This window comes from Pseudomonas sp. S150, from assembly GCF_004526365.1.
Taxonomy (GTDB): Bacteria; Pseudomonadota; Gammaproteobacteria; order Pseudomonadales; family Pseudomonadaceae; genus Aquipseudomonas; species Aquipseudomonas putida_A.
The window spans coordinates 3,940,298-3,964,529 of record NZ_CP038207.1 but is presented as its reverse complement, the minus strand read 5'-3'; the positions used below and the strand labels follow the sequence as shown (position 1 = coordinate 3,964,529).

Annotated in this window: 18 protein-coding genes and 1 pseudogene; 6 read left to right on the top strand and 13 right to left on the bottom strand. The window is 61.1% G+C overall.

Annotated features, from left to right (window positions below; translation table 11 throughout):
- Positions 1-3: 3 nt before the first annotated feature.
- The 4 genes from E3Z29_RS18155 (at position 4) to E3Z29_RS18140 (ending at position 3,688) form a co-directional block, all read left to right on the top strand.
- The gene (locus tag E3Z29_RS18155; protein WP_007912330.1) at positions 4-393 is read left to right on the top strand and encodes a RidA family protein; all 390 of its coding nucleotides are present in this window, start codon (positions 4-6) and stop codon (positions 391-393) included.
- A 211-nt stretch (positions 394-604) separates the two neighbouring features.
- The gene (locus E3Z29_RS18150) at positions 605-1,369 is read left to right on the top strand and encodes an IclR family transcriptional regulator (protein WP_027612656.1); all 765 of its coding nucleotides are present in this window, start codon (positions 605-607) and stop codon (positions 1,367-1,369) included.
- A 39-nt stretch (positions 1,370-1,408) separates the two neighbouring features.
- Entirely contained in the window at positions 1,409-2,623 is a 1,215-nt protein-coding gene (locus E3Z29_RS18145) for an amino acid deaminase (protein WP_134786514.1), read from the top strand.
- 132 nt (positions 2,624-2,755) lie between these two features.
- Entirely contained in the window at positions 2,756-3,688 is a 933-nt protein-coding gene (locus E3Z29_RS18140; protein ID WP_134786513.1) for a sugar kinase, read from the top strand.
- A 114-nt stretch (positions 3,689-3,802) separates the two neighbouring features.
- Here E3Z29_RS18140 and E3Z29_RS18135 read toward each other — a convergent pair whose 3' ends face one another.
- Positions 3,803-4,078, bottom strand: a complete 276-nt coding sequence (locus tag E3Z29_RS18135; RefSeq protein ID WP_003225447.1) for a peptidylprolyl isomerase — start codon at positions 4,076-4,078, stop codon at positions 3,803-3,805.
- 39 nt (positions 4,079-4,117) lie between these two features.
- On the bottom strand, positions 4,118-6,667 hold the full coding sequence (locus tag E3Z29_RS18130) for a PAS domain-containing protein (protein ID WP_134786512.1): 2,550 nt from the start codon (positions 6,665-6,667) through the stop codon (positions 4,118-4,120).
- 133 nt (positions 6,668-6,800) lie between these two features.
- Between E3Z29_RS18130 and E3Z29_RS18125 the strand changes: the two genes are divergently transcribed.
- Positions 6,801-7,913 (top strand): PilT/PilU family type 4a pilus ATPase, encoded by a 1,113-nt coding sequence (locus E3Z29_RS18125; protein WP_134787593.1) that lies wholly within the window; start codon positions 6,801-6,803, stop codon positions 7,911-7,913.
- A 302-nt stretch (positions 7,914-8,215) separates the two neighbouring features.
- Here E3Z29_RS18125 and E3Z29_RS18120 read toward each other — a convergent pair whose 3' ends face one another.
- From E3Z29_RS18120 to E3Z29_RS18070, 10 genes and pseudogenes are all read right to left on the bottom strand, one after another.
- Complete coding sequence (locus tag E3Z29_RS18120; RefSeq protein ID WP_134786511.1) at positions 8,216-10,171, bottom strand: acetoacetate--CoA ligase; 1,956 nt, start codon at positions 10,169-10,171, stop codon at positions 8,216-8,218.
- 139 nt (positions 10,172-10,310) lie between these two features.
- Positions 10,311-11,084, bottom strand: coding sequence for a 3-hydroxybutyrate dehydrogenase (hbdH, locus tag E3Z29_RS18110; protein WP_047294787.1), 774 nt, complete (start codon positions 11,082-11,084; stop codon positions 10,311-10,313).
- Between the two features lie 7 nt (positions 11,085-11,091).
- Positions 11,092-12,485, bottom strand: a pseudogene (locus E3Z29_RS18105) (GntP family permease).
- 277 nt (positions 12,486-12,762) lie between these two features.
- Complete coding sequence (locus tag E3Z29_RS18100) at positions 12,763-14,178, bottom strand: sigma-54-dependent Fis family transcriptional regulator (RefSeq protein WP_098964177.1); 1,416 nt, start codon at positions 14,176-14,178, stop codon at positions 12,763-12,765.
- Positions 14,179-14,347: 169 nt separating this feature from the next.
- Positions 14,348-15,922 (bottom strand): ABC transporter ATP-binding protein, encoded by a 1,575-nt coding sequence (locus E3Z29_RS18095; RefSeq protein WP_134786510.1) that lies wholly within the window; start codon positions 15,920-15,922, stop codon positions 14,348-14,350.
- 9 nt (positions 15,923-15,931) lie between these two features.
- Positions 15,932-16,954, bottom strand: coding sequence for an ABC transporter permease (locus tag E3Z29_RS18090; RefSeq protein ID WP_134786509.1), 1,023 nt, complete (start codon positions 16,952-16,954; stop codon positions 15,932-15,934).
- On the bottom strand, positions 16,954-18,015 hold the full coding sequence (locus E3Z29_RS18085; protein WP_027612667.1) for a microcin C ABC transporter permease YejB: 1,062 nt from the start codon (positions 18,013-18,015) through the stop codon (positions 16,954-16,956). Before E3Z29_RS18085 ends, E3Z29_RS18090 begins: the two co-directional genes overlap by 1 nt.
- Positions 18,015-19,883 (bottom strand): extracellular solute-binding protein, encoded by a 1,869-nt coding sequence (locus E3Z29_RS18080; RefSeq protein ID WP_134786508.1) that lies wholly within the window; start codon positions 19,881-19,883, stop codon positions 18,015-18,017. The genes E3Z29_RS18085 and E3Z29_RS18080 overlap by 1 nt, the downstream gene beginning before the upstream one ends.
- A gap of 135 nt (positions 19,884-20,018) precedes the next feature.
- On the bottom strand, positions 20,019-20,300 hold the full coding sequence (locus tag E3Z29_RS18075; protein ID WP_016774509.1) for a peptidylprolyl isomerase: 282 nt from the start codon (positions 20,298-20,300) through the stop codon (positions 20,019-20,021).
- A 96-nt stretch (positions 20,301-20,396) separates the two neighbouring features.
- Positions 20,397-21,266 carry a triacylglycerol lipase gene (locus E3Z29_RS18070; protein WP_027612669.1) on the bottom strand — a complete coding sequence of 290 codons (870 nt, stop codon included), beginning with the start codon at positions 21,264-21,266 and terminating at the stop codon, positions 20,397-20,399.
- Positions 21,267-21,603: 337 nt separating this feature from the next.
- Here E3Z29_RS18070 and E3Z29_RS18065 point away from each other — a divergent pair, with 337 nt between their 5' ends.
- Positions 21,604-22,782, top strand: a complete 1,179-nt coding sequence (locus E3Z29_RS18065) for a hypothetical protein (protein ID WP_134786507.1) — start codon at positions 21,604-21,606, stop codon at positions 22,780-22,782.
- Positions 22,783-22,855: 73 nt separating this feature from the next.
- On the opposite strand, the gene E3Z29_RS18060 is transcribed toward E3Z29_RS18065, so the two are convergent.
- Complete coding sequence (locus E3Z29_RS18060; protein ID WP_134786506.1) at positions 22,856-23,920, bottom strand: 3-deoxy-7-phosphoheptulonate synthase; 1,065 nt, start codon at positions 23,918-23,920, stop codon at positions 22,856-22,858.
- Between the last annotated feature and the right edge of the window lie 312 nt (positions 23,921-24,232).

The window sequence follows — 24,232 nt, the reverse complement described above, 5'->3', positions numbered from 1 at the left end:
CCCATGAGCATTACTCGATACGGCACCGGCAGCACCGCCGCTGGCGGTCAGCCACGTCCCTTCGCGCGCGCCGTTGAAGCGGATGGCTGGCTGCACGTGTCCGGCCAGGTGCCGGCGGTGGATGGCGAGATCATCGTTGGCGGCATCGTCGAGCAGACCCACCAGACCATGAAAAACCTGATCGCGATTCTCGAAGAGGCCGGTTATGGCCTGGAGGACGTGGTGCGCGCCGGCGTATGGCTGGACGATCCGCGGGATTTCAGCAGTTTCAACAAGGTCTTCGGCGAGTACTTCAAACCGGAACACGCTCCGGCACGGGCCTGTGTGCAGGCGAGCATGATGGTTGATTGCAAGGTCGAGATCGATTGCATCGCGTACAAGAAAAAGGCCTGAGTTATGGCTCTTCCCTCACCCTAACCCTCTCCCGGAGGGAGAGGGGACTGATCTGTATCGATGCGGATTTTGCGTATGACGCTTACATTTACATCGATACGGTCAGGCTCCCTCTACCTCCGGGAGAGGGCGGGGGGTGAGGGCCTCGATCCAACTGACACAACACCTCAGGCCAGTTACCATCCCGGCACTTTTTATGGGAACCACTGACATGACCGAAGACACCATCAAACGCCGGGCCCGTGGTCTGGACCGGGCGTTCGATATCCTCGATTTCCTCAAGGAGATCGGCCAGCCGTTGCGTCCGAACGACATCGCCAATGGCATCGGCAGCCCGAAATCCACGGTCTACGAACTGGTGGCGTCACTGCTGGAACGACGGATTCTGGAGCCGGTGGGCAAGGACGGTCACGTCTATCTCGGTCGCCAGCTGTACTTCCTCGGGCAGGCGCACCTGCGCCATTTCGACCTCAGCCGCGAGGCCGATCACGCGTTGCAGGAGATCGTCAGCCAGACCCGGGAAACCGCGCAGATGTGCCTGCTCAACGGTCGCAAATACACGGTGGCACTGATGAAGGAGGGCGAGCGGCATTTCCGCATTTCTTCCGACATTGGCGAAAATGCACCGATCCCGTGGACCGCGTCCGGGCGCTTGCTGCTGGCGCATTTGAGCGACCAGCAGATCATCGACCTGATCGACGAGGACGACTACATCCTGCCCGACGGCGAGCGCCTGCCGCTGGAACGCTTTCTGGCGGAGATCCGCCAGGCCGGCATCGACGGATTCTTCTCGTTCGACAGCGTGGCCGACACCTTCACCCATTGCTTCGCCGCGCCGGTCAAAGACCCCAGTGGCGTGGCCATCTGCACCCTGTGCATCGTCGCCCCACGGGCCGATGCGAAGAACAATTACGACGACTATCGCCGGGTGCTGATCGAGAGCGCTAACAGCCTCGCCCGGCGCATCAACGAATAACCGCGGCTGCCTGCGGCCGCGACAGTGAGGAGTTCAAGCATGACGACTGCCATCAATACCGCTGTGGAAAAGGGCGAAGCCGCCATCGGTGCGCACCTTGTGCGTGACGTCAGCCTGCCGGCGCTGGTGCTGCACCGCGAGGCGCTGGAGCACAACATTCGCTGGATGCAGAAGTTCGTCAGCGACAGCGGCGCCGAGCTCGCGCCCCACGGCAAGACCAGCATGACCCCGGCGCTGTTCCGGCGTCAGCTCGACGCCGGCGCCTGGGGCATCACCCTCGCCAGCGCCACCCAGACCCGCGCCGCATACGCCCACGGTGTACGCCGGGTGCTGATGGCCAACCAACTGGTCGGCACGCCGAACATGGCACTGATTGCCGATCTGCTGGCCGATGCCGATTTCGATTTTTACTGCATGGTCGATCACCCGGACAACGTCGCCGATCTCGGCGCCTACTTCGCTTCGCGCGGAGTCAAGTTGAACGTGATGATCGAATACGGCGTGGTCGGTGGCCGTTGCGGTTGCCGCAGCGAGCAGGAAGTCATCGCGCTGGCTCAGGCGATCAACGCGCAACCGGCGCTGGCTCTGACCGGCATCGAGGGTTACGAAGGGGTGATCCATGGCGATCACGCGGTCAGCGGCATTCGTGAATTCGCCGCGTCGCTGGTGCGTCTGGCGGTGCAGTTGCAGGACAGCGGCGCGTTTGCCATTGCCAAGCCGATCATCACCGCCTCGGGTTCGGCGTGGTACGACCTGATTGCCGAGTCGTTCGAAACGCAGAACGCCAGCGGACGCTTCCTCAGTGTGCTGCGCCCTGGCAGTTACGTGGCGCATGACCATGGCATCTACAAGGAAGCGCAGTGCTGCGTGCTGGATCGTCGCGGCGATCTGCACGAAGGCCTGCGTCCGGCACTGGAGGTCTGGGCGCATGTACAGTCGATGCCGGAGCCGGGTTTCGCGGTGATCGCCCTCGGCAAACGTGACGTGGCGTTTGATGCCGGGCTGCCGGTGCCGTTGCTGCGTTACAAGGCCGGTGTGTTGCCGGCGGTGGGCGACGATGTCGGCGCGTGCAAGGTGACGGCGGTGATGGACCAGCATGCGTTCATGAGCGTGGCGCCGGGGGTTGAATTGCGGGTGGGCGATATCATTTCCTTCGGCACCTCGCACCCGTGCCTGACGTTCGACAAGTGGCGGGTGGGGTTGCTGGTGGATGAGCAGTTGGCCGTGGTCGAAAGCATGGAGACTTGTTTCTAAGGCTTCAGACCGAGTCGTGGCCATTCGCGAGCAAGCTCGCTCCCACAAGGGAATGCATTCCAAATTGTGGGAGCGAGCTTGCTCGCGAAGGCGCCAGTCCAGACATCCGCGAATCAACAGAGACTGCACAAGATGAGCACCCTCAGCCCCCTGGGCCCGAACACTCCGCGCATCGCCCTGATCGGTGAATGCATGATCGAACTCCAGCACCGCGCCGATGGCAGCCTGCAGCAAAGCTTCGGCGGCGATACCTTGAACACCGCGGTGTACCTGTCCCGCGCTCTCGGCGACAAGGCCCAGGTCGATTACGTCACCGCGCTCGGTGACGACAGCTTCAGCGACGCCATGTGCCAGAGCTGGGCCGATGAAGGCATTGGCCTCGACATGGTGCAGCGTCTGCCCGGTCGTTTGCCGGGTCTGTACTGCATTCAGACCGACGCCAACGGTGAGCGGCGTTTCCTCTACTGGCGCAATGAAGCGGCGGTGCGCGATTGCTTCACCACCCCGGCGGCGGAGCCGATTCTGGCGGCGCTGCCGGACTACGATGTGCTGTATTTCAGCGGCATCACCCTCGCAGTGTTAGGTGCGAAGGGCCGCGAACGCTTGATCCAGACCCTGATCGAAGCCCGCCAGCGCGATGCGCGGATCGTCTTCGACAACAATTATCGGCCACGCTTGTGGGCGTCACAGGAAGAGGCGCGGGCGGCCTATCGCAGCGTGTTGCCGCATGTCGATCTGGCGTTGTTGACCGTGGATGACGAGCAGGCGCTGTTCCATTTTGCCGATTGCGACGCGGTGTTCGAGGCGTACGCGCAGATCGGCACGCCGGAAGTGGTGCTCAAGCGTGGCGCCGAGGCGTGTCTGATTCGCTGCGATGATGAGGCGTTCGAAGTGCCGGCGCAGCAGGTCGAGAAGGTGGTGGATACGACGGCGGCGGGGGACTCGTTCAGCGCGGCGTATCTGGCCAGGCGTTTGCTGGGTGGCAGTCCGGTCGAGGCGGCGCAGGCGGGGCATTGGCTGGCAAGTCGGGTGATTCAGGTGCCGGGGGCATTGATTCCCAGGTAAGCGGTGGATGGCCGCTTGCTGCGCAATCGGTTCGCGGGCAAGCCCGCTCCCACAGGGTACGCATTCCAGACTGTGGGAGCGGGCTTGCTCGCGAAGAGGCCCTGAAGCCAACACTCAATCGCGGAAAAACACCTGCACCAGGTGATAGCCGAACTTGCTCTTGATCGGCCCGTGCACCGTGCGCAGCGGCTTCTTGAAAATCACCGCATCAATCGCACCGACCATCTGTCCCGGCCGCACTTCACCCAGATCACCGCCGCGTTTGCCGGACGGGCAGGTCGAGTATTTCTTCGCCAGCACATCGAACGCTTCGCCCTTGGCAATGCGTTGCTTGAGTTGTTCGGCCTCTTCGGCGGTTTTCACCAGAATGTGGCGGGCTTGGGCTTTCATCGTGCGATACCTGTAACGGGGTGACGGCGGGGCGCGGGATTATGCCTCAAGTGACGGCGTTTGGTTGATCATCTCGCGGATCTTGTTGGCCAGCACTTCAATCGAAAACGGCTTGGCCACCATGTCCATGCCATCCTCGAGAAAGCCCTGACGCTCGGCGGCTTTCTGCGCGTAACCGGTCATGAACAGCACTTTCAGGCCTGGGCGGTGCTGGCGGGCGATTTCCGCCAGTTGCCGGCCATTCATCCCCGGCAGACCAACGTCGGTCACCAGCAGATCCACACGCAGCTCCGATTCCAGCAGCGGCAGGGCGGCGCTGGCGTCGGCGGCTTCGTGGGCGAGGTAACCCAGCTCCTTGAGCAGATCGAGCACCAGCATGCGCACCGCCGGGTCATCCTCAACCACCACCACGGTTTCCCCGCAAGTGGCCGTCGGCGCTGCACCGAGGGTTTCCACAACTGGCCGTTCGGGTTCCAGCAGGTTCAGACGCGGCAAGTACAAGCGCACACAGGTGCCCTGATTCGGCAGACTGTCGAGGCTGACATGGCCGCCCGACTGCTGGGCGAAACCATAAATCATCGACAGCCCCAGCCCGGTGCCCTGGCCAATCGGTTTGGTGGTGAAGAACGGATCGAACGCCTTGGCCCGTACCGACGGGGTCATGCCGGTGCCGTTGTCGCTGACCGCCAGCATCAGGTAGTCGCCGGCCTTGACCGGTTCGAGGGTGGTGATGTCGTTGCCGTCGAGGTAGACGTTGGCGGTTTCGATCAGCAGTTCGCCGCCATCGGGCATGGCGTCGCGGGCGTTGATCACCAGGTTGAGCAGGGCATTTTCCAGTTGGCTGACGTCGGTGCTGATCGGCCAGACATCGTCGGCCAGGCGCAGCGTGAGTTCGATCGGGTCGCCCTTGGTGCGGCGGATCAAATCTTCCAGCGAATGAATCAGTTCGTTGACGTTGAGGGTCTTGCGGTCCAGCGACTGCCGGCGCGAGAACGCCAGCAGCCGATGGGTCAGCGCCGCCGCTCGGTTTGCCGACGACACCGCCGCTTCGGTGAAACGGCCGATTTCATCGGCGCGGCCGTCGGCGATGTAGCGCTGCATCAGGTCGAGGCTGCCGATGATTCCAGTGAGCATGTTGTTGAAGTCGTGGGCGATACCGCCGGTGAGCTGACCGACCGCTTCCATTTTTTGTGCATGGCGCAATGCATCTTCGGCGCGCTCGCGTTCGAACATCTCGTTTTGCAGGCGCTGATTGGCCTGGGCCAGTTGTTCGGTGCGGGCGCTGACCCGTTCCTCGAGGGTTTCATTGAGATTGCGCAGCGCTTCTTCGGTCTTCTTCCGTTCGCTTTCGTCGATCACAAAAATGTAGAAACCGTTGACCGCGCCATCGGCACCGTGGCGCGGCAGGTAGTTCATCAGCGCATGACGGCTGCTGCCATCACGGTGCGGGGTGTACAGGCTGAACGAGCAGGGCCGCCCGGCCAGCGCCTCGGCAATGTACGGCGCGCGCAGGAAGTAGGCTTCTTCGCCGATCACTTCGCGAATGGTGCGGCCATACAGCTCCTGCGGCGTGAGGCCGTACCAGTCCAGATACGCCGCATTGTTCAGGCGGAAGCGCTCTTCGTGGTCGACGTAACTGATGAGGATCGGCATTGCATTGATGATCAGCTGCAATTCCGTCTGGCTCTGGCGCAGCGCCTGCTCGGTGTGCTTGCGCTCGGTCAGGTCCAGCGCTGCGCCGAGGAAGCGCACGGGTCGCCCGTGGTGATCCTTGTAACAGCGGCCCCGGGCAAACACCCAACGCAGCTCGCCGTCGGCTTTGAGCAGGCGATATTCCTCGGCGTACTCGGTGCCGTGGGTGATGCAGTGCTTGATGCTGCGGGCGATCAGCGCGCGGTCTTCGGGGTGCACGCCTTGCAGGTAGTCGCTGATCGGCAACTGGCCGGCCTGTGCCGGGTCGATGCCGTGCAACTGGGCGAAATGCGCGTCGGCGATGAAGCGGTCTTCGCCGATGTCCCAATCCCAGGTGCCAACCGCATCGGTGGCGGCCAGCGCCAGTTGCAGGCGTTCTTCAGTGTCGCGCTGAGCCTTGAGACTTTCTTCGGAACGGCGTTGCAATTCGAGGGCGATGCGCCGGCGTTCGTTGGTTTCGATGGCCGTCACCAGGATTCCGGCCACTTGCGTGCTTTCATCGCGGATGGGGCTGTAGGTCAGGTCCAGCCAGAAGTCGGACTCTACGCCTTCACGTTGCAGGGTAAATCGCCGCTCGCTGTAGGTGCGCACCTGGCCTTGTAGGACGGCTCGATAAATCGGGTCGGTAAAGTCCTGAAGTTCTGGCCATATAAGGTGCGCGGGCTGTCCGAAAGCGTGCGGATGCTTGCTGCCGGCGAGCATCGCAAAGCCATTGTTGTAGATCTGCGTGAGCTGCGGCCCCCACAACAGCAGCATCGGCATCGGTGAGTGAATCACGATGTCCACCGCGGTGCGCAGGCTTTGCGGCCAGGTGCCAGAAGCGCCCAACGGCGTGCGGCTCCAGTCGGTACGGGCGATCAGGGCTTGGGCGTCATCGGGGGAGGGTGCTGCGTTCATCACATGTATCCTGAGCGTCGGTCAGTGCGTTGGCATCTACTATTCTTGCACTTGCGGTAGACGCTGTATGACCCGTTACGTCACGACAGCGGGTCATTTCTGTTCATTGAATGCTTCGCGGGTGCTTATTGCCATGGAAATCGATGCACTGTTGCTCCGTCTGTCGAGCCAGCACGGTTCTGACCTGTTCCTGTCCACGGGAGCGCCACCCAGTGCGCGCATCGATGGCGTGCTGACGCCGTTCAGCGAGCGGCCGTTCAAGCCCGGCGAGGTCGAGACTATCGCCAACTCCATGATGGACGCCGAGCAACGGCGCGAGTTCGATCGGGATCTGGAAATGAACCTGGCGATTTCACGTACAGGCATCGGCCGTTTTCGGGTGAACATCTTCAAGCAACGCAATGATGTGTCAATCGTAATCCGCAACGTCAAACTCGATATCCCGCGCTTCGAAGACCTGAAACTGCCGCCGGTATTGCTGGAAACGGTGATGCTCAAACAGGGGCTGATCCTGTTCGTTGGCGCCACCGACTCCGGCAAGTCCACTTCGCTGGCCGCGCTGATCGATCACCGCAACCGCCACAGCAGCGGGCACATCATCACCATCGAAGACCCGGTGGAGTATATCCATCGGCACCAGCGCTCGATCATCAATCAACGCGAAGTCGGCGTCGATACCCGCAGTTTCCATGCGGCGCTGAAAAACACCCTGCGTCAGGCCCCGGATGTGGTGCTGATCGGCGAAATCCGTGACCGCGAAACCATGGAGCATGCGCTGACATTCGCCGACACCGGGCACCTGGTGCTGTCGACGCTGCATGCGCACAACGCCAATCAGGCGCTGGACCGTATCGTCAATCTGTTCCCCGAAGAACGCCGCCCGCAGTTGCTGCATGCGCTGGGCAACAATCTCAAGGCGTTCGTCTCGCAACGGCTGGTGCGTACGCTGGACGGTCAGCGCCGGGCGGCGGTCGAGGTGATGCTCGGCACCCCGACCATCGCCGACCTGATCCGCCGCAACGAATTGGGCGAACTCAAGGGCATCATGGAAAAGTCTGGCGAGGTCGGGATGCAGACCTTCGACGCGGCGCTGTACGGGCTGGTGGTGGAGGGCGTGATCAGCGAAGACGAAGCGCTCAAGCATGCCGATTCGCAGAACAACCTGCGCCTGCGTTTGAAACTGCACACCGAGGCGGGCCCGGCGCCCGCACCCACAACATCAGGCGACTGGGGCCTGATGGATTAACACCCCACCCCTGTGGGAGCGGGCTTGCTCGCGAAAGCGGTGTATCAGTCACATTGTTATCGACTGACAGATTGCCTTCGCGAGCAAGCCCGCTCCCACAAGGGTATGGCGTGCTAATCCGAAAGCTCCGGGCTATTGCGGGGCCGCTGCCGGCGCCCCCAATATCAGGCGATTGGGGCTTGATGGATTAACACCTCACCCCTGTGGGAGCGGGCTTGCTCGCGAAAGCGGTGTATCAGTCACATTGTTATCGACTGACAGATTGCCTTCGCGAGCAAGCCCGCTCCCACAAGGGATTGGGATCAGTCCGACAATTCCGGGCGATTGCGGAACTGCTCCAAGGCCTCGGGATTGGCCAGCGCATCGGTATTTTTCACCGGCTCACCGTGCACCACATTGCGCACCGCGAGTTCCACCACCTTGCCGCTGATGGTGCGCGGAATATCGGTCACCGCGACGATCTTCGCCGGCACATGGCGCGGTGTGGTGTTGGCGCGGATCATCTGGCGGATCTGCTGTTTCAGGGCGTCATCCAGCGTCACGCCATCCTGCAGACGGACAAACAGCACTACGCGCACGTCGTCCTGCCATTGCTGCCCGATCGCCACGCTGTCCAGCACCTGCGGGACTTTCTCGACCTGACGATAGATTTCCGCCGTGCCAATGCGCACGCCGCCGGGGTTGAGCACGGCGTCGGAGCGGCCGTGGATCAGCATCCCGCCGTGGGGCAATTGCTCGGCGTAATCGCCCTGGGCCCAGACACCGGGGAACAGGCTGAAATAGGATTTGCGCAGTTTTGCGCCGTCAGGGTCATGCCACAGCCCGACGGGCATCGCCGGGAAGTGCCGGGTGCAGACCAGCTCGCCTTTTTCGCCGATCACGGCAACGCCGGCGTCGTTCCACACTTCAACCGCCATGCCCAGGCTCTTGCCCATGATTTCGCCGCGGCGCACCGCCGACAGCGGATTACTGTTGACGAAGCACGACACCACATCGGTGCCGCCGGACATCGACGCCAGGCACACATCGGGCTTGAAGTCGCGGTAGACGAAGTCATAACTCTGCGGCGACAGCGCGGAGCCGGTGCAGAGCAGGGTCTTCAGGCTACTCAGATTATGGCTGTGCGCAGGCTTTAAACCGCTGCTTTCCAGTGTCGCGAGAAACTTGGGGCTAGTGCCGAACACACTGATGCGCTCGTCGTCGATCAGGTCGAGCAAGCGCTCATGGCCCGGGTGAAACGGCGAGCCGTCATACAGCACCACCGCGCTGCCGACCGCGAGGGCCGAGACCAGCCAGTTCCACATCATCCAGCCGCAAGTGGTGTAGTAGAACAACCGGTCACCGGGGCCGAGATCGACGTGCAGTCCGTGTTCCTTGGCATGCTGCAGCAACACGCCGCCAGTACTGTGCACGATGCATTTCGGTACGCCGGTGGTGCCACTGGAATACAACACGTACAACGGGTGATTGAACAGCACCGGGACAAACCGCGGTTCGCCGCCGGGTTGGTAGAACTCGTCCCACAACGTCACGTTGGCGTGGGTTTGGTAATCCTCGGTACGGGTCTGCGCGCGAGCGTAGGGCACGATGATCAACTGCTGCAGCGATGGCAGTTGCGCGAGGATTTCGTTGATCTTGCTGGTCTGGTTGATGTCTTTGCCGGCGTAACGGTAGCCGGCGCAGGTGATCAACACTTTGGGTTCGATCTGGCCGAAACGGTCGATCACGCCGTGGGTGCCGAAGTCCGGCGACGAGCACGACCAGATCGCCCCGAGGCTGGTGGTCGCGAGCATCGCCACCAGAGTCTGCCAGGTGTTGGGTATGCACGCGGCCACGCGGTCGCCGAGGCCGACACCGGCGGCTTGCAGGCTGGCCTGAAAACCGGCGACGTGCTCGGCCAGTTCGGCCCAGGTCAGCTGTTCGCGCTGACCGTTTTCCGCCACGGCAATCACCGCGACTGCATCGTCACGACGGCGCAGCAGGTGCTCGGCAAAGTTCAGGGTCGCACCGGGAAACCATTCGGCACTGGGCATCTGCGCGCCTTCACGCAGGACGGCGTCGGGCTGGGTGTGAAAGCGGATGTCGAAGAAATCGACGATCGCCTGCCAGAACGCTTCGCGCTGTTCCACGCTCCAGCGGTGCAGGTCGGTGTAGCTGCTCAGCGCCAGGCCATGGCGCTGATTGATGTCGCGGCGGAACTGATCCATGCGCGATTGGGCGATACGCTCGGCGTCGGGTTGCCAGAGGAGGTCGGACATTGGTTTGCCTCTTGTTGTGTTGTTCATGACACATCACTTGTAGGAGTGAGCCTGCTCGCGATAGCGGAATTACACTCAACATTGATGTTGGCTGATACACCGCTATCGCGAGCAGGCTCGCTCCCACAGGGGCGCAGCATTACTGCGCCAACCACCCCCCATCAATATTCCACGCCGCCCCGCGCACCTGGCTGCCAGCCTCGCTGCATAGAAACAACACCAATTCCCCAAGATGCTGCGGCGTGACGAACTCCAGCGACGGCTGCTTCTCCGCCAGCAAATCATGCTGCGCCTGCTGCGGATCGACGCCTTTGGCGGCACGATCATCGATCTGTTTCTGCACCAGCGGCGTCAATACCCAGCCCGGACAGATCGCGTTGCAGGTGACGTTACTGGTAGCCGTTTCGAGGCCGACCACTTTGGTCAAACCAATCACGCCGTGCTTGGCCGCAACATACGCGGCTTTGCCGGTCGAGCCGACCTGGCCGTGCACCGAGGCAATGTTGACGATCCGCCCCCAGCCCTTGGCGCGCATCCCCGGCAAGCTGAGGCGGGTGCTGTGGAACACCGATGACAAGTTGATCGCGATGATCGAGTCCCAGCGCTCCACCGGAAACTCCTCCACGGCCGCCACGTGCTGAATCCCGGCGTTGTTGACCAGAATGTCGACGCCGCCGAATTCGCGTTCGGCGTAAGCGATCATGTCGGCAATCTGCGCCGGATCGCTGACGTCCGCCGGATGATGACCGACCTTGCCGCCAAACTGGCCGACTTCGGCGATCACGCTCGACGCATCACCGAAACCGTTGAGAATCAGATTGGCGCCGGCCTTGGCCAGGCTCAGCGCGATGCCCAGACCGATGCCGCTGGTGGAGCCGGTGACCAGTGCGGTCTTGCCCGAAAGAGTCGTCATGAATACCTCACACAATGCCAGTGGCGTAGAAAGTGCCGATCACTACGAAGACCGCCAGGGTCTTGATCAGCGTAATACAGAAAATGTCTTTATAGGCCTCGCGGTGGGTCAGGCCAGTGACCGCCAGCAGGGTGATCACCGCGCCGTTGTGCGGCAGGGTGTCCATGCCGCCGCTGGCCATCGCGGCCACGCGGTGCAGCACTTCCAGCGGAATGTTCGCCGCGTGCGCCGCCGCGATGAATTGCTCGGACATCGCCGCCAGAGCAATGCTCATGCCGCCCGACGCCGAACCGGTGATACCCGCCAGCAGGGTCACGGTGATCGCTTCGTTGACCAGCGGATTGGGGATTTGCTTGAGCCAGTCGGCCAGTACCAGAAAGCCCGGCAACGAAGCGATTACCGCACCGAAACCGTATTCCGAGGCGGTGTTCATCGCCGCCAGCAGTGCACCGCTGACCGCGCTTTTGCTGCCTTCGGCGAGTTTGCTGCGGATCGCCTTGAAGCCGAACACCAACACCATCAGGATGCCGATCAGCAATGCCGCCTGCACCGCCCAGATTGCGGTGAGCTTGGCGATTTCCGTGGTCACCGGCGTGGCCATCCCCGGCAACGCGAGGCTGTGGGTCTTGCCGTACCACTGCGGAATCCACTGGGTGAACAGCAGGTTCATGATGCCCACCGCCAGCAGCGGCGACAGGGCGATCCATGGGTTCGGCAGTTTCAGGTCTTCGGCGGTTTCCGGCTCGTTACGCAGCTCGGTGCCGTAACCTTCGCCAGCACGCTGGGCCTTGTTGCGTTGGCGCTGCAGGAACAGCATGCCGGCGCAGAACACGAAAATCGTGCCGATCACCCCCCAGCCACGGCGCGGCCCACGCGGTGGTATTGAAGAAGGTGCTGGGGATGATGTTTTGAATCTGTGGCGTGCCGGGCAGGGCGTCCATGGTGAAGGAGAACGCGCCGAGGGCGATGGTCGCCGGGATCAGGCGCTTGGGGATATTGCTCTGGCGGAACATTTCCGCGGCAAATGGATACACCGCAAACACCACCACGAACAACGACACGCCGCCGTAAGTGAGCAGGGCGCAGACCAGCACGATCACCAGCATCGCCTGACGCGTGCCGAGCAAGCGAATCGCTGCGGCCACGATCGAACGGGAGAACCCCGACAATTCGATCAACTTGCCGAACACGGCACCGAGCAGGAAACACCGGGAAATACAGTTTGATGAAACCGACCATTTTCTCCATGAACACCCCGGTGAAGGCAGGGGCGACGGCGGAAGGGTCAGTGAGCAGGACAGCGCCGAGGGCGGCAATCGGGGCGAAGAGGATGACGCTGTAGCCACGGTAGGCGGCGAGCATCAGCAGCGCAAGGGCTGCCAAGGCAATGATCACACTCATGGAGTGTCTCCAAAGATTGTTATTTTTGTGGGTGAAGCGGGTGCAGGAGAGGCTTTAGCGAGATCTGTGCCAGATATTCAAATCATTGAAATGTAAGGGTTTTATAGGTTTCAGCGTGTTGAGAGTTGAAGGGTTGTCTCCTTCTGGAGATTTTTGTTGAGAGGGCTGACGCCTTCGCGAGCAAGCCCGCTCCCACATTTGGAATGCGTATTCCCTGTGGGAGCGGGCTTGCTCGCGAAGCTTTTGTTGTTGTCTTTTTGTGGAGACTTAAGTCTCTTTATTGAGACTCGGCGATGCCCAAGGCCAGCATCTTCTTGTACAGCGTCGAGCGTCCCAGTCCCAGTCGAGCCGCCGCCTCCGGTACTTTGCCCGCACATTGCGCGAGGGCAGACTGGATCAGCTGCCGGTCAAACCGCTGCCGCGCCTCGGCAAAAGTCTCTTCCGCCAACGGTTCCAGCGTCGACACCGACGGGCGTTCAACCGGGGTAAAGGTGCCGATCGCAGCGCGAATATCTTCTTCGGTGAGGATCAGGTCATCGCTGAGCAGCGCCGCGCGCTCCAGCACGTTGCGCAACTCACGGATGTTGCCCGGCCACGCATGTTGTCCGAGCAATTCCAGCGCTGCGCGACTCAGCTCATGCTGACTGCGCAGCTCTTCAAGGATCGCCTCGCTGAGCGCTGGCAGATCGTCGAGGCGTTCGCGCAGCGGCGGAACCTGGATCGGCAGCACGTTGAGGCGGTAATAAAGGTCGGCGCGGAATTCACCGCGCTTGATCGCGGCTTGCAGATCGGTCGAAGTCGCCGCGATCACTCGCACATCGCTCTGAATCACGTCGTTGGAGCCAACCGGCTCGAACTCTTTTTCCTGCAGCACCCGCAGCAGTTTGCTCTGCAGCGGCAACGGCATGTCACCGATCTCATCGAGAAACAGCGTGCCGCCCTGCGCGATCTGCAACTTGCCGGTTCGACCCTTGCGGTCAGCGCCGGTAAACGCGCCAGGCGCGGTGCCGAAGAATTCCGCTTCGAGCAACGCCTCCGGGATTGCAGCGCTGTTGATGCTGACGAAGGCTTTATGTGCCCGTGGCGAAGCGCTGTGAATCGCCTGAGCCAGCAACTCCTTGCCGGTGCCGGTTTCGCCGAGCAGCAATACCGGGGATTCGGCGCTGGCGCTGCGGCGGGCGCGGCGTTTGACTTCGAGGCTGGCGCTGCTGGTGCCAATGAAATGGGCGAAGTTGTATTTGGTCTGCCGCGCCCGCAGCAGCGAGCGGGTCGAGGCGAGTTCTTCCTGCATGCTCAGGTAGCGCTTGAGCATCGGCGACAGGCTGCGCAATTCATCGAACAGGGCAAAACCGATGGCGCCGATCACCGCCCCGGCATCGTCGTGGATCGGCAGGCGCATCACCACCAGCGGCTCTTTCGGCGTGTCCTGCATGTCCAGCAGGATCGGCCGGCCGGTGCGCACCACTTCACGCAACAAGCTGCCGGGGATCACGCTTTCGCAGGGTTGGCCGATGGCTTTTTTCGCCGACTCCAGCCCAAAACGCCGGGCATAGCGTTCGTTCATCCAGACGATGTTCGCATCACGATCGACAATCACCGTGCCTTCGCTGGACTGCTCGATGATCTCGAACAGCGAGCGGATCGCCAGCGTGCGCACGCGTTGGTAGTCCTTGAGACTTTCGGTGGTGTTCATGGGTTGGCGGATCCGGAATTTGGGTTGTCTGTTCGAGCCTCCTCGCTGGCAAGCCAGCTCCCACAGGTTTCTCTGGGGTACCCCATATTTGGGTACAACCCGAATCCCTGTGGGAGCGAGCTTGCTCGCGAAGGCCGCGACTCGGTATCAAGGCAAGCGCCGATTATGCCTACCCCGGATGCGCCGCCGCCAACAGCTCCTTGGTGTAAGGATGCTGCGGCGAGTCGAACACCTCGTGGCTGGCACCGCGCTCGACCACTTTGCCGTCCTTGATCACGATCATGTCATGCGCCAGCGCCCGCACCACCGCCAGGTCGTGGCTGATGAACAGGTAGGTCAGGCCGTGTTTTTCCTGAAGATCGCGGAGCAGGGCGACCACTTGTTTCTGCACGGTACGATCGAGGGCTGACGTCGGTTCGTCGAGCAGGATCAGTGCCGGTTTCAGCACCAGCGCCCGGGCGATTGCGATACGCTGGCGCTGACCACCGGAAAATTCGTGCGGGTAGCGATGACGGCTTTCCGGGTCCAGGCCGACTTCCTTGAGTACACGGATCACCTGTGCATCGCACTCATCGGCGCTGGACTGACAATGCACCTCCAGCCCTTCACTGATGATCTGCGCCACCGACATACGTGGACTGAGGCTGCCGAACGGATCCTGAAACACCACCTGCATCTGCCGACGCCATGGTCGCAATTGCTTCTGATCGAGACCGTCGAGGGCGGTGCCCTGAAAACGGATACTGCCCTCGGAATCGAGCAACCGCAGAATCGCCTGGCCCAGGGTCGACTTGCCCGAACCGGACTCACCGACAATGCCCAGGGTTTTGCCGCGCTGGATATTCAGGCTGATGCCGTCCACCGCGCGCAAATATTGTTTGCGCTGGAACAGCCCGCCACCGACGACGAACTCGACCCGCAGATCGTCCACCTCCAGCACGTTCTCGCGTTCATCGCGGGGCAGGGCTTCGCCTTCCGGCTCGGCGTTGAGCAGCACGCAGCTGTAAGGGTGTTTCGGTTCGGTAAACAGGGTTTCGCACGGGGCTTGCTCGACGATTTCGCCAGCCTTCATCACGCACACCCGTTGCGCAATGCTGCGCACCAGATTGAGGTCGTGACTGATCAGCAGCAGCGACATGCCCAGGCGTTGTTGCAGGGATTTGAGCAGCAGCAGGATCTTGCGTTGCACTGTCACATCAAGCGCCGTGGTCGGCTCGTCAGCGATCAGCAGTTCCGGCTCGCAAGCCAGCGCCATGGCGATCATTACTCGTTGCCGCTGGCCGCCGGACAGTTGATGCGGATAGGCCTTGAGGCGCTCTTTGGGTTTCTGAATACCCACCAGTTCCAGCAGTTCAAGAATCCGCTGCTGCGCCGCTTTACCGCCCAGGCCACGATGCACCAGCAGCGTTTCACCGATTTGCTTTTCGATGGTGTGCAGCGGATTGAGCGAGGTCATCGGCTCCTGAAAGATCATCGCGATCCGGTTGCCGCGCAGTTCACGCAGGACCTTCGGATCGGCGCCGAGCAGCTCCTGACCGCGATAGCGAATGCTGCCGCTGGTTTGCGCATCGCCTTCGGGGAGCAACTGCAGAATCGAATGCGCAGTCACCGATTTGCCCGAGCCCGACTCGCCGACCAGCGCCAGGCACTCGCCGGGCCGGATGTCCAGGCACAGGTCGCGCACCGCCGGCTGGCCATGGAAGGCGACGTTCAGGTCACGGATTTCGATCAGGTTATCAGTCATGGTCACACTTCAGGATCGAGGGTCGAACGCGTCACGTAACGCTTCGCCGATGAACACCAGTAAAGAAAGAATCAGCGCCAGGGTGAAGAATGCCGTCAGCCCGAGCCACGGCGCTTGCAGATTCTGTTTGCCCTGGCCAATCAGCTCGCCCAGCGAGGCACTGCCGGCGGGCATGCCGAAACCGAGGAAGTCGAGAGCGGTAAGGGTGGAAATTGCGCCGGTGAGAATGAACGGCAAGTAACTCAGCGTCGCGTTCATCGCATTGGGCAGGATGTGCCGGAAAATCACCTTGCGGTCGCTCAGGCCCAACGCGCGCGCCGCTTTGACGTATTCCAGATTACGCCCGCGCAGGAACTCGGCGCGCACCACATCCACCAGTGCCAGCCATGAAAACAGCGCCATGATCCCCAGCAGCCACCAGAAATTCGGCTCGACAAAGCCGGACAAAATGATCAGCAGGTACAGCACCGGCAATCCGCTCCAGACCTCCAGCAAACGCTGCCCGAGCAGATCGACCCAACCGCCGTAATAGCCTTGCAGGGCGCCGGCAGCTATGCCGATCAGCGCGCTGACGGCGGTCAGCATCAGGGCAAACAGGATCGATACCCGGGCACCGAAAATCACCCGCGCCAACACATCACGCGCCTGATCGTCGGTGCCGAGCCAGTTGACCTTTGAGGGCGGGCTCGGCGCAGGTTGATTGAGGTCGTAGTTGGGCGTGTCGTCGCTGAACGGGATTGGCGGGAACAGCAGCCAGCCACCGTCCTTGCGGATCAGGTTCTGCACATAGTCACTGCGATAATCGGCCTGGAACGGCAATTGCCCGCCAAACTCCTGTTCGGTGTAGCGCTTGAGGACCGGGAAGTAGAGCTGGTTCTGATAGCTGACCACCAGTGGTTTGTCATTGGCGATCAGTTCACCGCCTAGCGTCACCACGAACAGTCCAATAAACAGCCACAACGACCACCAGCCACGGCGGTTTTTCTTGAATCGCGCGAAACGGCGACGGCCCAGAGGCGAGAGCTTGAACATCAGGCGTTCCTCGCGGCGAAGTCGATACGTGGGTCGACCAGGGTGTAGCACAAGTCGCCGATCAGTTTTATCAGGAGGCCGAACAGGGTGAAGATGAACAGCGAGCCGAACACCACCGGATAGTCGCGAGAAACCGCCGCTTCGTAACTCATGCGGCCGAGGCCGTCGAGGGAGAAGATCACTTCGATCAACAGCGAACCGGCAAAGAACACACTGATGAACGCCTGCGGAATCCCCGAGACCACCAGCAGCATCGCATTGCGGAACACATGGCCGTAAAGCACGCGGCGCTCGCTCAAGCCTTTGGCGCGGGCGGTGACTACGTACTGGCGGGTGATTTCATTGAGGAACGAGTTCTTGGTGAGGATCGTCAGCGTGGCGAAGCCGCCAATCACCAGCGCCGTCACCGGCAACACCAGGTGCCAGAAGTAATCGGCAATCTTGCCCAGGGTCGACAGCGATTCGAAGTTGTCCGAGACCAGACCGCGCACTGGAAACCAGTTCAATGACGTGCCACCGGCAAACACCACGATCAGAAACATTGCGAACAGAAACGCCGGCATCGCGTAGCCGATGATGATCGCGGTGCTGCTCCAGATGTCGAAATGGCTGCCGTGATGCACCGCTTTGCGGATGCCCAGCGGGATCGACACCAGATAGGTGATCAGCGTCGCCCACAAGCCGAGGGAAATGGTCACCGGCATTTTTTCCAGAATCAGATCGGTGACCGTCGCACCGCGGAAAAAGCTTTTGCCGAAGTCCAGCTGCGCGTAGTTCTTGAGCATCAGCCACAGCCGCTCATGCGCCGGTTTGTCAAAACCGTACTGCTTTTCGATGTCCTTGATCAGTTGTGGGTCGAGGCCACGGCTGGCACGCGAAGTGTTGCTCATGGTTTCGCTGGAACTGCCGCCGACACTCGCACCGCCGATGCCTTGCAGATGGGCGATGGCCTGTTCGACCGGGCCGCCGGGTGCGGCCTGAATGATCACGAAATTGACCAGCAGGATGATCACCAGCGTCGGAATGATCAGCAGCAGGCGCCGCAGAATGTATGCCCACATCAGTGCGGTCCTCCGGGTCTGCCACGGCCGATTTTTTCGGCGGTCATCTGTTGGTTGGTCAACGGCGTGCTGCTGATTTCCCACCAGCTCTCGATGGCTTCGTCATTGCTGGCCTGGATCGCCGGCATGCCGAAGCGGTTCCACCAGACGGTGGAGGTGCCCGGCGGGTAATAGTTGGGAATCCAGTAGTAGTTCCATTGCAGCACCCGGTCCAGAGCGTGGGCGTAGTGCAACATGTCGCTTTGGGTCGACGCGCGGATCAGGCCGTTGATCAGGGTGTCGACCGCCGGATTCTTCAGCACCATGTAATTGTTGGCGCCGGGGTCGTTGGCCGATATCGAACCGAAGTAGTTGAGCAACTCGCCCCCCGGAGACGTGCTGACCGGGTAGCCGGTGACGATCATGTCGTAATCACGGCTCATCAGGCGATTGACGTATTGCGAGGAGTCGATGCGACGGATATTCAGCTCAATGCCGATCTGCTTCAGCGTGCGCTTGTAAGGCAGAAGCAGGCGATCCATACCGTTCTGGCTGACCAGAAAGGTGAAACTCAAAGGTTCGCCTTCGGCGTTGACCAGTTGGTCGCCCTCGGGTTTCCAGCCAGCCTGTTCGAGCAGTTCCAGGGCTTGCAGTTGCTTGTCGCGGATCAGCCCGCTGCCATCGGTTTTCGGCGCCTCGAAGACCTGGGTGAACACTTCGTCGGGAACCTGCCCGCGCAACGGCTCGAGGATTTTCAGCTCGGCGGTATCCGGCAACTCGCGGGCTGCCAGTGCGGTATTGGAGAAATAGCTCTGCTGGCGGATGTACATGTTGCGCATCATCTGCCGGTTGCTCCACTCGAAATCCCAGAGCATCGCCAGCGCCTGGCGCACCCGACGATCCTGGAACATCGGTTTCTGCAGGTTGAACACGAAGCCCTGCGCAGATTGCGGGGCCTCGGTGGCCAGGTGGGCTTTCTGCAAACGTCCGTCACTCAGCGCAGGGCTGTCGTAACCGATCGAATAGCCGGTGGCGGAAAACTCGCGGTTGTAGTCATAGGCACCGCCGCGCAATACCTGGCGGGCGACATCGGTGTCGCCGAAATATTCGATGCTGAAGTGATCGAAGTTATACAGGCCGCGACTGACCGGCAGGTCCTTGCCCCACCAGTCGGGGTTGCGTTCAAAGGTGATGCTGCGCCCGGAGTCGACCTTGCCGACCCGATACGGGCCGCTGCCCAGTGGTGGTTCATAGCCACCGCCACCGGCGAAGTCGCGGGTTTTCCACCAGTGCTCGGGAAACACCGGCAGGGTGGCAATGTCCAGCGGCAGGGTGCGGTTCTCGTTGCTCTTGAAATCGAAGCGCACGGTCAGCGGCGCTTCCACTTCCACGCCTTTGACGTCGGCGAACTGCGTGCGATAGCGCAGGCTGCCCTGGGTCATCAACAGGTCATAGGTGTAGCGCACGTCCTCGGCAGTGATCGGCTTGCCGTCGGCAAAACGCGCCTTGGGATCGATGAAGAAGCGCAGCGACAGACCATCCTCCGAGCGCTCCATCTTTTGCGCCACCAGGCCATAGACCGTGTAGGGCTCGTCCATCGAGCGCTGGGCCAGCGGCGAATAGAGCATGCCGTCGATCTGGGTGACGCCGATGCCTTTATCTATATAAGGCAGGATGTGATCGAAATGCCCGATCTCTATCGCCGAGCGGCGCATGGTGCCGCCCTTGGGCGCCTGCGGATTGGTGTAGTCGAAGTGGCTGAAACCGGCCGGGTATTTGGCAGGTTCGCCATAGACGGTCAACGCATGTTGCGGGGTGGCGTTCACACCGGCGGCGCCCAATAGCAGGGCCACGGCAGTGAACAGTAAAGTCGGGAAAGCCAGTCGCATTGTCAGCCTTAAAGCCGGGTGATCGATAAGCGCAATTTGTACGCGAGCGGCGCGTCAGTCGCCAGCCGTATCCTGTAACCAAAACACAACGGCCCACCAAAAGGCGGGCCGTTGGGACAGCAGTCAGGCGACGGATCAGTCCTGGCGGCTGGTGACTTCGAGCAGGTGATAACCGAACTGGGTCTTCACCGGGCCTTGCACGACGTTGATTGGCGCGCTGAAGACTACGGTGTCGAATTCCTTGACCATCTGGCCAGGACCGAATGAACCCAGATCGCCGCCCTGACGGCTGGACGGGCAGCTGGAGTTGGCCTTGGCGACCTCGGCGAAATCAGCACCGGCTTCGATCTGGGCCTTGAGTTCGTTGCACTTGTCTTCGCTGGAAACCAGGATGTGGCGGGCAGTGGCTTTAGCCATGGGGAAATTCTCCAATCTATTTCAGTAAAGTGTGGAGCCTACCGGATTCAGTAAGCGATTTCTCTGCAAAGTTCCACTCGGTACATTGACGTACATCTACAGTTGCGCGGCTTTCAGGCGCATCGCGTGTTCGACATAGAGGTCGACGGGATCCGCGCCGGGTATTCGCAACCCGCCCGGATGGCGCAAGCTGCCAAGGTGATTGAGGGGATAGTCGGAGCGGATGACCCGGCCCAGGTGAGAACTGTAACGGCCCACGAAACCATCGTTCTGTCCGGCCTCCGTGACGAAATGGCTGGATAATGCGTGGCAGACGGAATGCACTGGATCCAGAGCCTGCAACAAATTGTCCTGCAGCGTGCCGCTCCAGGAGTAGTAGTGGACGTCATTGACCCGTTCCGCCCCCTGGCCGCCCCAGGTAGAAGGCAGGCCTTGAGGGTATTTTTTGTTGAATTGCCCGACGTCCGCAGTCGTCAGGGCATTGAGTGCGGCTACGGCGGCCTGCGGTAGACCCGGTTGACCGCTGAGCAGCGAGAGGAATCGCGCAAACTGTGTCGCAGCGTGCTCCGCCACCTGCTCCGGCAGGCCTCCCGGAACCAGCGCCAGGCGTAAGGCGTCAGCCAGTTCCGAGCCGTGATTGGGGCCGCTGACCGATGTCACCGAGGCGACTTTCTCCGGCGCGAGCGCAGCGGCATAACGGCATGCCAGCGCGCCCTGGCTATGTCCGATCAGGTTGACTTTACCGGCGCCGGTGCCTCGCAGAACGCGCTCGATCTGGAACATCAATTGCTGGCCGCGAACTTCGTTGTCATGGGTTGCGGACAGCTGCGGCACAAACACTTGCCCGCCTGCCTCCCTCAGCGCTTGCTTGACATCATGAAAAAGCTCGAAATGGCCGATACGGTCAAACCCGAACAGGCCATGGACCAAAAGGATGGGGTAGCGGGTTGTCGCATTCCGTTGCATGTTCCTGCCTCTTTTGCAGATGCTTGTCAGTGGTTGGTGCGTGCCACTGTAAAACAGGCCTGCGGGTCGGCGATGTCTGAAAAATCCTCTGTACTGAAAGGAAATTGGACTAAAAGCGGTACGAATTTTCGCTTCTGCTTGAGAGGGTAGTCGGAACATTTGGCAATCTTTTGCCCGGTATCGCTGGATTCTGCTTCGTAAGCCTACGTCATGCGGTGTATTTACCCTGCCGACGGAAGGCGTTGTGCTGACTTCCGCCGATCGCTGGATGGTGTTCAATGGATTTCGTTCGACGCGGCCTTCACGGCGGCGTTTTATCCAAGGAATGGAGCTACGAATGTCTATATACGAAGCCACCGGCGATTCTTCTGTGGCACCAGCGTCAAATATGTCCCCTGTAGCGGATGAATCCGGTGGACACCGTCTTCTGAGTTTGAAGGTGGACGGCGACCACTTCGAATTCTGCTATCGACACGCCTCTGCGGCGGCAGACTCTCCAGACTCGTGGCTGCCTGCACCGATGCTTGAGGTTATGGAGGGTGGAATGCTTGATCCTTCACTGGACCATGCATTCGTCAGGGTGGCGCCTTACCCGAACATGTTGTGCGGCGACAAACTTGTGCTGAGCTGGCAAGGACTGGATGACGAAGGATTGCCCTATATTCACGAAGCCACTCGTGCGGTCAGTGAAAACCAGGTGGGTCAGGAACTCGTCTTTGTCATAAAGGGTTTGCACATCGCAGCGCTGGAGCGCGGCTCGCTGGAGGTTTACTGGACGCTGTACAGCGTTGCGCTGCAGAAGCCCGTGTCATCCAGGCGTTTGCAGCTGAATGTGGGTGATCCGGAACCCGATTTGCTGGCTCCGATCCTTGAAGAAACGGTAGGCGGGACGCTCGATCCGGCCCGTGTTCCGCAGGGCACTGGCGTTATCGTGCGACCTTACGCCCGCATGGCTGTCGGGGACCGGGTCATCCTGTCGTGGCAAGGTGTCGAAGGACTGCCGGTGATCAGTGATGTGTTGCTCGTGGAGCCGTTTGCTGTCGGCGAAGCGCTGTCTTTCTGGATACCCGCAGATCGCATCGCCCCTCATCGTATGCAGGAGGTGAGCGTCAGCTACCGGGTGGAATCAAGGTCGGCGCAGGTGAGGAACTCTGCAACCTCGCGAATTCTGATCGCGCCATTGATGCGAGGCGAGCTCGCAGCTCCGCAGGTACTGGAAGCGCAAGATGGCGAACTGGAGGCAGTAGATGCCGAGGATGGCATTACCGTGGTGATCGGCAATGCCCAGGCCGAGGAGGGGGAGCTGGTTTACTTGAAATGCGATGGTGAGTATTTCAGTCACCGCGATGATCGGGACATCACCCGGGAAACTGCAGGCCAGCCCTTGGTATTCATCGTGCCTTATCGTTTCTGGCGAGAGCATCGGGAAACTGTGGTGCAGGTGTCGTATTCAGTGGAGCGGCTGGATGATGTCAGCCAGGCTTCCGAGATAACACGCATCCGGGTGCGGGCATAACCCGGTGGTGAAGTCTGAGCGATGACTCAGCCTTTGCGGGATTTTGATAAGCCCGCAAAGGCTGCTCGGATCATCAGGCTCGAAGTCGCTTGGCGGCATTCGACAGCAACTGCTCCGTCGCGCTGAACCCCAGGCAACCATCGGTGATCGATACGCCATAACGCAGTGCAGGGCTCAAAGGCTGGCAGCCCTCGAACAGATGGGACTCAATCATCATGCCGATCAAGGCGCGATCACCTTGCAGGCGTTGTTCGAGCACCTCGTTGAACACGTCGGGCTGGCGCAATGGGTCCTTGCCGCTGTTGGCGTGGCTGCAGTCGACCATGATCCGGCTCGGAATTTTCAGTCGGCTCAGGTCGGCATGTACCCGGGCGACGCTTTCGCGATCGTAGTTAGGACCGTGATGACCGCCGCGCAGCACTATATGAGTGTCGGGGTTGCCCGGGGTCTGGATGATCGCCGGGTGTCCTTGGCTGTCGACGCCGAAGTGTCGGTGCGGATGTGCTGCTGAGCGCATGGCGTCGACGGCTACACCTACGCCACCGTCGGTGCCGTTCTTGAAACCTACGGGCATGTTCAGGCCGCTGGCCATTTCCCGGTGAATCTGCGATTCGGTGGTGCGTGCACCGATAGCAACCCAACTGAGCAGGTCGTCGAAGTAGCCGGTCGCCATTGGTTGCAGCAACTCGGTAGCGATGGGCAGCCCCAGGCGGATCATCTCAAGCATCAATTCACGCGACAGGGTCAGGCCGCCAGCCATGTCGTCGCTGCCATCCAGGTGCGGGTCGTAAGCCAGACCTTTCCAGCCGACGGTGGTGCGGGGTTTTTCGATGTAGGCGCGCATCACCAGCAGCATCTCGTCTCTGACTTCATGGGCCAGGCGGGAAAGTTTTTCGGCGTATTCGAGTGCGGAGCGCGGGTCATGAATCGAGCAAGGGCCGACGACGACCAGCAGGCGATGGTCTTCGCCATTGAGGATCGCGCGGACCGCCTGGCGGTGGGCTGCGACTTGCTGGGCGAGGGCATTGCTCAGGGGCAATTGCTGTTTGAGCTGCAATGCGCTGGGCAGACGCAGGGTCAGTGCTTCGTTGGCAGAATCAGGGGTGGTCAGTGGCAGAGCAGAAACAGACGAGTTCATATTCGGGATTCCTGGGCTGGCGGCGGGTGTTTCCCGCTCACTCGGCCCTACTGGGGTGTTCGACAATTGGCCGGATTGGCTGCGTGTGTGTGCTTGCCACCTGTGGGTGACCGATCGGAGGCGGCAGGCTGTCCCGAGCGGAGGTTGCTAAATCGCCAGGCGGTAAAAGTGTCGTAACGGTAATAAGTGGCGTAGTTCATGTCGTGATTCCTCAAAGTTCTGGTGTGTTGCTGAAAAATTTGGGGCCTGAAAAAACAAAACCCCCGGTCGGGAGGCCGACCGGGGGTTGAGAATTCTCTGGTAGGCGACCCG